The 13,270-nt window shown below is 43.6% G+C and carries 10 protein-coding genes; 2 read left to right on the top strand and 8 right to left on the bottom strand.

Going from position 1 to position 13,270, the window contains the following annotated elements:
• Nucleotides 1-2 precede the first annotated feature (2 nt).
• From ctaE to cyoE, 4 genes are all read right to left on the bottom strand, one after another.
• On the bottom strand, nucleotides 3-626 hold the full coding sequence (gene ctaE / locus NSU05_RS07920; protein ID WP_003232244.1) for a cytochrome c oxidase subunit III: 624 nt from the start codon (nucleotides 624-626) through the stop codon (nucleotides 3-5).
• Nucleotides 626-2,494, bottom strand: coding sequence for a cytochrome c oxidase subunit I (gene ctaD / locus NSU05_RS07915; RefSeq protein ID WP_003232245.1), 1,869 nt, complete (start codon nucleotides 2,492-2,494; stop codon nucleotides 626-628). The genes ctaE and ctaD overlap by 1 nt, the downstream gene beginning before the upstream one ends.
• Nucleotides 2,495-2,526: 32 nt before the next feature.
• The gene (gene coxB / locus NSU05_RS07910; protein WP_014663859.1) at nucleotides 2,527-3,597 is read right to left on the bottom strand and encodes a cytochrome c oxidase subunit II; all 1,071 of its coding nucleotides are present in this window, start codon (nucleotides 3,595-3,597) and stop codon (nucleotides 2,527-2,529) included.
• 239 nt (nucleotides 3,598-3,836) lie between these two features.
• On the bottom strand, nucleotides 3,837-4,754 hold the full coding sequence (cyoE, locus tag NSU05_RS07905; RefSeq protein WP_003232250.1) for a heme o synthase: 918 nt from the start codon (nucleotides 4,752-4,754) through the stop codon (nucleotides 3,837-3,839).
• 354 nt (nucleotides 4,755-5,108) lie between these two features.
• Between cyoE and ctaA the strand changes: the two genes are divergently transcribed.
• A complete protein-coding gene (gene ctaA / locus NSU05_RS07900) occupies nucleotides 5,109-6,029 on the top strand; it encodes a heme A synthase CtaA (protein WP_038428914.1) in 921 nt (306 codons plus the stop codon).
• Nucleotides 6,030-6,435: 406 nt separating this feature from the next.
• On the opposite strand, the gene pyc is transcribed toward ctaA, so the two are convergent.
• The 4 genes from pyc to glsA all read right to left on the bottom strand — a co-directional run bounded on the left by pyc (nucleotide 6,436) and on the right by glsA (nucleotide 12,682).
• The gene (gene pyc, locus NSU05_RS07895) at nucleotides 6,436-9,882 is read right to left on the bottom strand and encodes a pyruvate carboxylase (protein ID WP_038428913.1); all 3,447 of its coding nucleotides are present in this window, start codon (nucleotides 9,880-9,882) and stop codon (nucleotides 6,436-6,438) included.
• A gap of 74 nt (nucleotides 9,883-9,956) precedes the next feature.
• The gene (gene ftsW, locus NSU05_RS07890) at nucleotides 9,957-11,168 is read right to left on the bottom strand and encodes a cell division protein FtsW (protein ID WP_029317758.1); all 1,212 of its coding nucleotides are present in this window, start codon (nucleotides 11,166-11,168) and stop codon (nucleotides 9,957-9,959) included.
• A gap of 205 nt (nucleotides 11,169-11,373) precedes the next feature.
• A complete protein-coding gene (locus NSU05_RS07885) occupies nucleotides 11,374-11,655 on the bottom strand; it encodes a YlaN family protein (protein WP_003245286.1) in 282 nt (93 codons plus the stop codon).
• Between the two features lie 97 nt (nucleotides 11,656-11,752).
• A complete protein-coding gene (gene glsA, locus NSU05_RS07880) occupies nucleotides 11,753-12,682 on the bottom strand; it encodes a glutaminase A (protein ID WP_003232263.1) in 930 nt (309 codons plus the stop codon).
• Nucleotides 12,683-12,784: 102 nt separating this feature from the next.
• On the opposite strand from glsA, the gene NSU05_RS07875 reads away from it, so the two are divergent.
• Complete coding sequence (locus NSU05_RS07875) at nucleotides 12,785-13,270, top strand: hypothetical protein (RefSeq protein ID WP_033883818.1); 486 nt, start codon at nucleotides 12,785-12,787, stop codon at nucleotides 13,268-13,270.

Here is a 13,270-nt window from a genome sequence, read left to right as displayed (position 1 = left end):
GTTTATCCCACCATCCCCATTAAATATACAACGGTAAAGATGAAGACCCACACGACATCAATAAAGTGCCAATAAAGGCTGGCAACGTAAAACTTAGGCGCCGTATACAGATTCAGCCCTCTCTTGGCATTGCGGATCATAAGCGTGCTGATCCACATAAGCCCAAATGCCACGTGGGCGCCGTGTGTACCGACAAGCGTGTAAAACGCAGAACCAAGGGCAGAGCTTGTGATGGTAAAGCCAAATTCATGGGTGTAATGCTTGAACTCATAGATTTCCAGTCCTAAAAAGCCCGCCCCCAATAAAATCGTAATTCCCAGCCAAAGCTGCATCTTGCCGAAGGAAAAGTTCTTCATGTGGTACATCGCGTACACACTCGTTAAACTGCTCGTTAATAGAAGCATTGTGGCAATGAATACAAGTGTCACATCGAACATTTCCGTCGTAGGCGGATCACCGGCATTTGAATTCCGAAGCGCAAGAAACGTGGCGAAGAGAGACGCAAACAGAACAGTCTCTCCGCCAAGAAAAAGCCAAAAGCCTAAAAATTTATTTTTCCCTTCCAGGGTTACTTTTTCGGGAGAAGCTGGAAAGGTTTCTGCGGTGAATTTTTCTTGAACTTGCATTATGCCTTCACCCCTTTATCATCGTTCGGCAGTTCCTCTTTATGAATATGATAGCCGTGATCATCAATTACTGAACGAAGCAGCATCGTAATAAATGTGATGCCGAGCCCGATAAAGATCACCGGCAGGCCCCAAGCGTAATCACTTCTGTACAGCAGCCCGAACGCTGCAACAAAAAGGCCGAAGGAAATGATGAGCGGCAGGATTGAGCCGTTTGGCATATGAATATCATCAACCGGTTCCGCCGGCGTCATTGATTTGTGCCCTGCCTGCTTCTCGATCCAAAGCGGATCAAGTCCTCTGACAAAAGGAAGCTGTTTAAAGTTATACTCCGGCGGCGGTGAAGAAACGGTCCATTCCAGCGTACGTCCGTCATGCCATGGATCAGCACCTACATATTCACCTTTTACCGATGTCCATATGACATTGACCAGCAGAAGAATAACAGCTGCCGCCATAAAAAACGCCCCGATTGTACTGATCAAGTTGCCGGTTTCCAGACCCTGTCCTGGCAAAAACGTATAAACCCGGCGCGGCATCCCCATTAAGCCGACAAAATGCTGAATGAAAAACGTGAGGTGAAAGCCGATAAAAAACAATACAAATGAAATTTTCCCCATCGTTTCATGCAGAATTTTACCGAACATTTTCGGCCACCAGAAATGAACACCGGCTAAAAGGCCGAATACAACGCCGCCAATAATGACGTAGTGGAAGTGCGCAACCACAAAATACGTATCATGAAACTGATAATCAGCCGCAGCAGCTGCCAGCATGACTCCCGTCACACCGCCGAGCACAAAGGATGGAATAAATGAGACAGCATACAGCATAGCGGTTGTATACTTCACATTTCCTCCCCAAATCGTCAACAGCCAGTTAAAAATCTTAATCCCGGTCGGAATCGCGATAGCCATTGTTGCAACCGCAAAAATCGCATTTGCAATCGGGCCGAGACCAGTCGTGAACATGTGGTGCACCCAAACCATAAAGCCCAGAAAGCCAATGAGCACGATTGCAAAAACCATTGAAGAATAGCCAAACAAACGCTTTCTGGCGAACACAGGGATGACCTCAGAAAAAATACCGAATGCAGGCAAAATTAGGATATAAACCTCCGGGTGGCCGAAGATCCAAAATAAATGTTCCCAAATGACCGTATTTCCGCCAAGCTCCGGATTAAAGAAATTGGTTCCGAACAGCCGATCCAGCATCATGAGAGCCAATCCAACCGTAAGCGGCGGAAACGCGAACAAAATCAATGCCGAAGCCACAAATGTCGTCCATGTAAACAAAGGCAGCCTCATATACGTCATGCCCGGAGCCCTCATGTTGATAATCGTGGCCAAAAAGTTAATCCCGGCTATCAGCGTCCCGAGCCCCGATATTTGGAGTCCGAGGACGAAAAAGTCTATGCCGTGCCCTTTAGAATGAAGCGAAAGTGAGGCATATGACGTCCAGCCCGCATCTGGCGCTCCGCCCAAAAACCAGCTTAGATTTAAGAAAATGCCCCCGAAAAAGAAGAGCCAAAAACCAAGCGCGTTTAAAAATGGAAACGAAACGTCCCGAGCCCCGATCTGCAAAGGCACAACCGCATTCATCAAGGCAAATAAGAGCGGCATCGCAGCCAGAAAGATCATCGTCGTTCCGTGCATAGTCATTACTTCATTGTACGCTTGAGCACTGAGAAACGCATTTTCCGGCTTTGCAAGCTGAATTCTGATAAACATCGCTTCAATTCCCCCGACAAGAAAGAAGAAGCCCCCTGCCACTAAATAAAGAATCGCGATTTTTTTATGGTCCACCGTCGTCAAATAATCCCAAAGCATAGATCCGCGCGTCCGCTTTTCTGTAAGCGCATTCAACATATGTGACCTCCCCCAATATCTCCCTTTCTTCCCTACTTGCTTTCCGCTTTTAAGCCTTTTAAGTATTCATAAAGCGCATCTGTTTCGCTGTCTGAGAGCTTTGGATATGTGCCTGTCATTTTGTTCCCCGGCTTTATGCTGTCAGGGTCCTTCAGCCAAGCCTTCACATTTTCTTTGTTGGCCTCTTTCACCCCTGCCACTTTTGTCCTTTCACCGAAGGTCGCCAAGTTAGGTGCCGTTCTAGCGGCTTCTGCACGCTTATCATTCGGCTCTACCGCATGGCAGCTCAGGCAGTTTTTCTCTTTAAACAGTTCTTCACCCTGCTTAGCCAAATCGCTCTCTGCTGTAGACTTATAGTTCTTCATTTCTTTTGTCCAGCCCTGAAATTCTTTTGCAGACATCGTCTTCACCTTAAAATCCATCAGCGCATGTGAAGGGCCGCAAAGCTCTGCACACTTCCCAAAAAACATATCTCCTGCCTCTTTGCTTCGTTTTGAATCAAATGTCAGGAAGAACTTATTTTCATTATCCGTATTCGTATCAAGTTTTCCTCCAACTGAAGGAATCCAGAAGGAATGTTTTACATCAGAGGCTTTTAAATTAAAATATACACGCTGATCTGTCGGTACAATCAGCTCCTGGCTTGTGATAATGCCGTAATCAGGGTACTCAAACTCCCACCAGTATAAATTTGCCCTAACATTGACTACAAGAGCATCCTCAGCTTTGCGGCCTTTTTTATCCATTGGTGATGTGTCCGCTAGCTCCAGCGTATATAATACAACAGGAATCACAAGAATAATGAGCAGCAAAATCGGGATCACGGTCCATGTGATTTCTAAAAATTTATTCCCCTCTACCTGTTTCGGTATCGTGTTCTCACCGACCCGTGATCTTCTGAATCTCACAATCACATAAAAGAAGATAACAGATACTACTGCAACAACAACCACCATAATCAATGTGCTGAGCACTGTCAGGTCATACTGTTTATCAGCCACCTCGCCAGCAGGCTTGAGCGTGGATAAAAAAGGTTTTCCACATCCGCTTAATAGAAGCGGCACTAAGGCTAATAATAAAATAAGACGCCAATGCTTTACCATTTCACCCAACCCCTTTTCTGGTCAATACAAAGGCGGAAAGCGGATCGAAATCTATCGCCATCCAACCTATCACCAATAAAGCACTTACATTTCCTCTTCTCTTAAATTATGAGTTTTTTTACTCAAAATGCCATCTATGTATAAAAGTAAAGCCGCCTGATTAAACAAGAGGTCAAGGCGGCATTTACTAGTTGTCATCGTTTATTTTGAAGCGATAAAACAAGCATCATATCTATTTTTTAGAAAAGCGTCAAGACAACCATGGCAACGAAATAGATTGTCATGTAGTTAAGCGAGTAAACGAACATCTGCGTTGCCCACTTCATGATATTCTTGGAGCGGAATCCCATTAAGCCAAGAATCAGCCAGCCGATATTTAACAGCAAGCCGAGAATGACAATCGGAAGACCCAGGCTACCAAGGAAAAACGGAAGCGGCATCAGGCACGCAACCCACACAATAATTTGTCTTTTTGTCACTTCAAATCCGTATACGACAGGAAGCATCGGAATATTTGCAGCTCTGTAATCCTCAGTTTTCTTAATAGCCAATGCTAAGAAGTGAGGAATCTGCCAAATAAATAAAATCATGAATAACACCCATGCTACGACACCGATATTCCCTTCCACTGCCGTCCATCCAATAAGCGGCGGCACTGCACCGGAAACGCTTCCTACTACTGTGTTAATCGTATAGCGGCGTTTCGTCCACATTGTGTACAATACAACATACGTAAAGACTCCGATAAAACCGATAACAGCAGCCATGACAGTTGTCATCAGCAGCATGATCAATCCTAAAGCAACCAGCAAAATTCCAGACCATAACGCCTGACTCGGCTGAATTTTACCCGTAACCGTCGGTCTTACTTTCGTACGCTCCATAAGATGGTCAATGTCCCGGTCATACCAGTTATTGATCGCGCAGGAGCCCGCAATAATCAGTGAAGACCCGATTAACGTAAGAAGAACGGTGTTTATATTGCCTAAAAAACTTAAACCGGATATATGCAGTGCAAGCCACATTCCAGTGAAAGTCGTGATGAGGTTAGAATTGACGATCCCTATTTTAATAAGGGACAGAAAATCTTTCCATGCCGTTGTTTCTTCAATTTGTCCGTCTATAGCTGTATCATTTAAGATTCTGGAGTTAGCCATAACGTAAACCTCCCTTACAAACCTAACGCAGGAGAATAAAATAACCTGCAACTCTATCATACAAGATAACATCTTGTAAAAAAACATCCTATTAAATATTAAACGACAAACAGGAATTTATTTGTGAACTTTTTATGAATTTTACCAAAGATGAAGGCAATCTCCAAATCGGCATTGCGTTTACCTTATTTCTATCAGACCCGGCATGAATAATCAAGTGTACATTTTCCAGAAGCCGTCATTCTATTATATTTTTGTGAACAAAAGGCTCTGGGAATTGCCACAAAACACATATTCGCTTACACTTGGAACGTATATAAAATTGCAGCAGTATGTTGAGAAGGTGAATATTGTATGAATAAAGCATTAAAAGCTCTCGGTGTTCTGACGACATTTGTCATGCTAATTGTTTTAATCGGGGGTGCCCTCGTTACAAAAACAGGTTCCGGCCAAGGATGCGGCAGACAGTGGCCGCTGTGTCACGGCCGTTTTTTCCCTGAACTGAATCCGGCTTCAATTATTGAATGGAGCCACCGATTCGCAAGCGGAATCTCTATTATCCTTGTGCTAAGCCTTGCGTTTTGGTCATGGAGAAAAATCACGCCGATTTTTCGTGATACAACGTTTCTCGCGATCATGTCAATTATCTTTTTATTTCTTCAGGCATTGCTTGGCGCATTGGCTGTCGTATTCGGTTCGAACGCGCTGATTATGGCGCTTCACTTCGGCATCTCATTAATTTCTTTTGCTTCAGTGCTTATTTTAACATTGCTCATATTTGAAGCTGATAAATCAGTCAGAACACTGGTTAAGCCGCTTCAAATCGGCAAAAAGATGCAATTTCACATGATAGGAATTTTGATATATTCCTATATCGTTGTGTATACAGGCGCATATGTAAGACACACTGAATCAAGTCTGGCATGTCCTGATGTGCCGCTGTGCAGCCCGCTGAACAATGGACTTCCGACCCAATTCCATGAATGGGTGCAAATGGGCCACAGAGCAGCAGCCTTACTGTTATTTGTATGGATTATTGTTGCCGCTGTTCATGCTATTACTTCCTATAAAGATCAAAAACAAATCTTTTGGGGTTGGATCTCATGTCTTATTTTTATTACATTACAGGCACTGTCCGGTATTATGATCGTATACACTGAACTCGCTCTGGGTTTTGCACTTGCCCACTCGTTCTTTATTGCCTGTCTGTTTGGCGTTCTATGCTACTTCTTATTATTGATTGCTCGTTTCCGTTATGAATCCAGGCAATCATAAGGACTCAAGACCAAAGCCTTAGACGGCTTTGGTCTTTTTCATGTCTTGTTTTGGTGCTTTATTGTTTCAATGGCCAGCCTTCACTGAACTTGATGATCAGTGAGCGGCTCACTTCGGTCTGTCCCCTTCCTCATCGTGATTATAGAAATTTCATATGCATCTATAGTCCGCGAACATAAGTATTAAAGCCTTTTGGCCATTGGAAAATCAGATAGTGCTTAAAGAAATATGCATGGACTACTACAAAGCATCTAAAAAATTGGTGGTATACCTCTTTTTATTTTGGGCTTGTGACAGTACTCTATAATCTCTGAAGTCCCCTTATATCTCTTCTAACCATCTGTTTCACTCCACATTTTCTATAAAAAAACAAGAGTGTATATCATTGATATACACTCTTGTTTTTTTATGCTTTTTCAATTTCGAGAAGCAGATCTCCCGTTTGGATCGGCTCACCATTTTTCACATGAACCTGCTTGATTGTTCCTGAGAAAGGCGCCTGAACCGTTGTTTCCATTTTCATCGCTTCATTAATCATCAAATGATCACCTTTATTGACTTTTGTGCCTGCTTCAGCCAATACCTTAATAACTGTTCCAGGCATAGAAGCTGCGATGTGGCTTGGATTTGTCCGGTCTGCTTTCAGCCTTTCCTGAACGGAAGACTTAATGCTTTCATCTTTAATGACTACTTCACGCGGCTGCCCGTTGAGTTCGAAATAAACGACGCGGGTGGCATCAGGCTGAGGCTCACCGATTGAAATCAGCTTAACGATCAGCGTTTTGCCGCGCTCAATTTCAACTTCTATCTCTTCACCTAATGTCATACCGTAGAAGAATGTCGGTGTATCTAATACCGAGATGTCTCCATAGCTTTCTGTCGTTTTCACATAATCAGTGAAGACTTTAGGATAAAGGGCATATGCCACAGCATCCTGATCTGAAATTTCCAAGTTATGCTGCTCTTTAAATTCCTGTTTGATCGCTTCAAATGACACCGGCTCAAGCAGTTCGCCCGGTCTGACTGTAATCGGCTCCTGTCCTTTTAAGATCAGCTTTTGCAGTTTTTCCGGGAATCCGCCATGAGGCTGGCCGATATTTCCTTTGAAAAGCTCCACGACAGAATCAGGGAAATCTAAAGATTCACCTTTTTCGTAAACGTCTTTTTCAGTCAGATTGTTTTGCACCATGTAAAGTGCCATATCTCCGACAACTTTTGAGGAAGGCGTTACCTTGACGATGTCACCGAACATATCGTTCACGCGTCTGTACATTTCCTTGACTTCGTTCCATCGGTCGCCAAGGCCTACTCCCTTGGCCTGCTGCTGCAGGTTGCTGTATTGGCCCCCTGGCATTTCGTGTTCATAAATTTCAGTATGCGGAGACTTCATTCCGCTTTCAAATTCACTATAATATTTACGCACCGACTCCCAATATTGGGACAGCAATTCAACGCCTTGGACATTCATTTCCGGACGGCGGTCGTTGCCTTCCATCGCATGATAAAATCCGCTCGCGCTAGGCTGTGACGTTAATCCCGCCATTGAGCTGACCGCCACGTCTATGATATCAACGCCGGCTTCAACAGCTTTCGCATACATATAAATACCGTTTCCGCTCGTATCATGCGTATGAAGGTGAACCGGAATGTCGATCGTTTCTTTCAACGCAGAAACGAGTTCATATGCAGCCTGCGGTTTTAACAGCCCTGCCATATCTTTAATCCCGAGAATATGGGCTCCGGCCGCCTCAAGCTCCTTCGCCATCGATGTATAATATGCAAGGTCGTACTTCGTCCGGTTCTTGTCAAGGATATCTCCCGTATAACAAATCGCAGCTTCTGCCACTTTGCCGGTATCCCTAACAGCATCAATGGCTAACGTCATCCCTTTTACCCAGTTTAAGCTGTCGAAAATACGAAACACATCAATACCGGATTGAGCTGATTGCTTCACAAATTCTTTAATCACATTGTCCGGATAATTCGTATAGCCGACCGCATTTGATGAGCGAAGCAGCATCTGGAATAAGGTATTCGGCACTTCTTTGCGAAGATCTTCCAAACGCTTCCACGGATCTTCTTTCAGGAATCGGTAGGCTACATCGAAGGTCGCGCCTCCCCACATTTCCATACTGAATAGTTCAGGCCATAACGCAGCCGTCGGATTTGCGATTTTTTTCAAATCATGCGATCTGATTCTAGTTGCCAATAACGATTGGTGGGCATCTCTGAATGTCGTATCAGTTAAAAGGACAGATTTCTGCTCCTTAACCCAATTTGCAAGCCCTTCTGCACCTTTTTCATCAAGAATTTGCTTTGTTCCTCTGGCAGGCTGCTGATCAACGTCTACCTTTACGCTTAACGGTTTGTCAAACGCCGGTTTTTCTTTTTTCCCGATTCCAGGGAAGCCGTTCACTGTCACATTGCCGATGTAAGTGAGCATTTTCGTTCCGCGGTCTTTTTGTTTAGGGAATTTAAATAATTCAGGCGTTGTATCAATGAAAGACGTATCATATTGCCCTGTCAGGAACTTCTCATGTTTTGCAACGTTCTCAAGGAACGGAATGTTCGTTTTTATGCCTCTGATTCTAAACTCCTGAAGGTTTCGTACCATTTTGGCAGCTGCCTGTTCAAACGTTAAAGCCCAAGTTGAAAGCTTAACGAGAAGTGAATCATAGTATGGTGTGATCACGGCGCCCTGGAAGCTGTTTCCGGTATCAAGACGGACACCAAAACCGCCGCCTGAGCGGTAAGCCATGATTTTTCCTGTATCAGGCATGAAGTCATTTTGCGGATCCTCAGTCGTAACCCGTGACTGAATGGCATAGCCGATTGTAAAAATGTCCTTTTGCTCAGGAATATTTACTTTTTTGCTGTGAAGGCTGTGCCCTTGGGCAACAAGGATCTGAGTTTGAACAATATCGACACCAGTAATCATTTCTGTTATCGTGTGTTCAACTTGTACGCGAGGATTTACTTCAATAAAGTAGAACTCGTTGTTTGCAACAAGGAATTCGACCGTCCCCGCATTTATATAGTTTACATTTTTAGCAAGCGCAACTGCCGCCTCACAAATTTGATCCCTTAATTCAGGTGACAGCGAGACACTCGGCGCCACTTCAATGACCTTTTGATGGCGTCTTTGAACGGAACAATCCCTCTCAAAAAGATGGACGACATTTCCCTGCTTGTCTCCAATGACCTGAACCTCAATATGTTTCGGTTTCTCAATTAATTTTTCTACATAAACTTCATCATTGCCAAAGGCTGCTTTCGCCTCTGATTTAGCACGCTCATATGCTTCTTTGACTTCACTTTCAGATCTGACAATCCGCATACCGCGGCCGCCGCCGCCAAGCGAGGCTTTAATGATGATCGGATAACCGTTAGCTTGTCCAAATTGTTCGACGGCTTCAAGCGTTTCGGCAGGACCGTCGCTTCCCGGAATCACGGGGATTCCCGCTTTTTCTGCCTGCTCACGCGCTTTTACCTTGTCACCAAACATATCGAGATGCTCGGATTTTGGCCCTATGAATACGATGCCTTCTTCTTCACATCGTCTCGCAAAATGAATATTTTCAGATAAGAAACCGTATCCCGGATGAATTGCATCGACTTTGTTTCTTTTCGCAATATCAATGATACCTTCAATATCCAGGTAAGCATCAATCGGTTTTTTCCCTTCACCGACCAAGTATGCTTCATCCGCTTTGTACCGATGGTAGGAACCGGAATCTTCTTTTGAATAGACCGCAACTGTACGAATATTCAACTCGGTACACGCCCGGAATATTCGGATTGCAATTTCTCCCCTGTTTGCTACTAATACTTTTTGTATCGATTGCTGAGACAAACTTTTCTCCCCCTTACCCGAATGGAATATAATCTATCATAGCGGAATATCCTTCCCCTGTACACACTTGTTTTTTACTGATAAACAGTTTTTTTGAGCTGTTTCTTTTTCATTCCCTTCGGAGCCAAGGGCTCTTTCTTTTTCTTATTCTCTGAATATTTCACAAACATGCTGATATTCGCTAATATCCCCATACTCCCCAGCAGCAGCACCAAAGAAGAGCCCCCGTAACTGATAAATGGCAGCGTAACCCCTGTAATCGGAATTAATCCGCTGACACCGCCAAGGTTAATAAACGACTGGATGGCAATCATGCTTGAAATGCCGATCGCCAGAAGACTTCCAAACGGGTCCTCGCATTTTCTGGCAATATAAAAACCTTTTATGACGACAAAACCCAATAAGAAAATCACAAACAATACCCCAAAAATGCCGAGCTCTTCAGCAATGACAGCCATAATAAAGTCAGTGTGTGATTCAGGCAGATATCCGTATTTTTGGATACTTTCACCGAGCCCCAGGCCGAAAATGCCGCCTGAGCTGATCGCATAATAAGAATTGATCACTTGCAAACCTGATGAATTTGCATACTTAAATGGGTCTTCAAGACTCTCAAAACGCGCCAAACGGCCTTTAGTTAAAATTTGATCCTGATTTAAATAGAGAATCGGGCTGACTAAAATTAAAACAATTCCGCCGAGCAAAAGCAGCCTCACCAGCGTCTTTCCGCTGAAACCGGAGCACAAGATCATGCACGTCGCAATTAACCCTATAATCATGGCTGTACCGAAATCTGGCTGCATGGCAATTAACCCGCAAATTATAAGCGTCATGACTACCGGAGGAGCTACACCAGTTAATAGATGGTCAATATAGCTTTGTTTTTTGGCATATACGGCTGCGAGGTATAAAATCACGACCAGTTTCACAAACTCCCCCGGCTGAATACTCATTCCGCCGATTTTAAACCAGCTCTGCGCGTTTCCGGCAACATGCCCGAATACAAACAGTGAGATAAGCGCAAGAACAGATACAAGCAGTATTCCCTTCTGAAACTTTTGATGGGCCAGTGCTTTGTAAGGAAACAACGCCATGAGAATAAATAGAGCGCCACCCGCAATTAAAGCAAACAGCTGCCGCATGAAGAAAAAATTACTGCTTACTCCATACCGGGAGACAGCCGTAATCATGCTTGAGCTGTATACCATCACTAAACCGAATCCGCATAATAAAACGATTGCGAATATCAGTGAGTAATCATAAGATTTTAGCATTTTTTTTAACATAACATCCTCTTCCCTGCTTCTAACTTCCATTATCTATGGTTTTTATGTATTTATCTTTTTTATTTTACTACAATTTATCAAACGAGACGAAGAATCTCTATACGATTCGGAAGGAATGTGTAAAAAAAGACCGTCTTTTATGAGATGAGAGAAAAATAGCGGTTATAAAAAAACCCAAACTGTTAATAAGTTTGAGTTTTATCATTTATTTAGCTGTAAACGCGTCATGCAAAGCAGACAATTCGCGCTCCAATGTGTATAAAAGGTCTTTACCGTCTTTTTCATCAACCAATCCCAGGCGGACAGCAAAATCGATTTCCCTCGAAAGCCCGAACATTTGAGTATCTAAAACCTCTTCATATAGAGGACATTGAGGCATCGTTAAGTTATCCATTTGTACTCGGATCAGCTTCAAAATCTTCTCAGCGTCCACTTTTAAGAGTTCAAAAGCTTTTTGCCGATGGTCAACTATCATCTCTGAAGCCAAAAGTATCCCTCCGTTCCCCAGGCGAGTACCTAATTCTTCTATTTATCATAAAGGGTATCAACAGAAAATGCAAGAGGATTTAAGCATATGACATAAATTAAAAAATACTCAGCCTGTACATCTCAGACATTATTTCCAAAAGCTTTACACCTGCAATGCTGTTCCCTTTTTCGTCTAATGCGGGGCCGAATATGCCGATCCCGAAATCGTAAGGCGAAATGCCCATAATCCCGCCGGATACGCCGCTTTTCGCAGGAATTCCGACCTTAATTGCGAATTCCCCGCTTGCATTGTACATTCCGCACGTCACCATAAATGTTTTGCAAATTCTAGCGACATCTTTTGAGATGACTTGCTCCCCAGTCTCTGGATGTCTGCCGTTCAATGCAAATACAGATCCGATTTTCGCTAAATCCAAGCTGTTCATTTCAATCGCGCATTGCTTCGTGTATAAATCCATTACTGCCTCTACATCATCTTCAAAAATGCCGTACTGCTTCATATAATAACACATCGCCCGATTAATCATTGAAGTGCTGTATTCAGATTCAGCCACTTCCCGGCAGTATGTAATCTCTTGGTTGTTTGTCAGCCTTCTGATAAAAGAAAGCAAATAATCAAGTCTCTCTTTCACCGTTCTTCCTCTTATCAGACTTGTCACTACCAATGCCCCGGCATTAATCATAGGGTTTAACGGCTTGCTCGGATTCACTGTTTCGAGCTTGATAATTGAATTAAACGGATCACCGGTCGGCTCCTGTCCAACATAACTGAAGACCTTATCCTTGCCGTATTCCATTAACACCAAAGCAAGGGAAAGGACTTTCGATATACTTTGAAGCGTAAATGTTTTTTCTACGTCACCTGCTGACAGACAAACATTATTGGAATAATAAATCGCCACTGACAGGTCGTGTTTATCAGCTTTTGCCAAGGCGGGAATATAGCTGGCTACCTCCCCCTTGTCCGTTACTTTTTTCGCCTTTTTCACTAAGGCTTCAAGCTCATCATTATGCCGGCATACCATGCAAACACCCTCGTTCCCTCAGCATTTCAATACACATAATTTGTACACAAAGTGACAATTCATGCGAAAACTTTTATAATTTTGAGAGAAGGGGGTCATATCATGAGCGTTATCCAAGTAAAAGGCAATGTTACATATCCAATTACCATTGATCCAAGCGTATGGATTTTTGATGATCGCAAATTTTCGTTTGACCGCAAAGGGGACAGTCAAGACACATATTTACAATCAGCCGGGGATGAATCAGACCTTGATCCGGAACGCGTCATCAGAGAGGGGCGAATCGCGCCGCCTACATTAAAGACGGAAAAGCAATATGAGAAGCAAAAACTGATGAACGGCAGTTTCGCAATGAGACTTGGGACTGTCCTGAAAAATGCTGAGCCGAACAGCTCTGCGACACAATGTGTATTTGTCACAAGTTCGGGAAAGGCCGCCGTTTCTCTGGAAACCGCTCTGAACAGTATTGTCCATTTCAGTGAGGCAGGCAAGCCGATTCAAGAAGGCGGCCCCGTGCATATTTACTTTGAAGACCCGGTTCATCACAAACAGCCGATTACCGATTTAAAAGAGATCGAAATCATTTAA

This window comes from Bacillus sp. EU52 (assembly GCF_037964975.1).
Classification (GTDB): Bacteria; Bacillota; Bacilli; order Bacillales; family Bacillaceae; genus Bacillus; species Bacillus subtilis.
The sequence above is the reverse complement of the archived record's forward strand: the minus strand, read 5'-3'. Positions and strand labels throughout refer to the sequence as shown.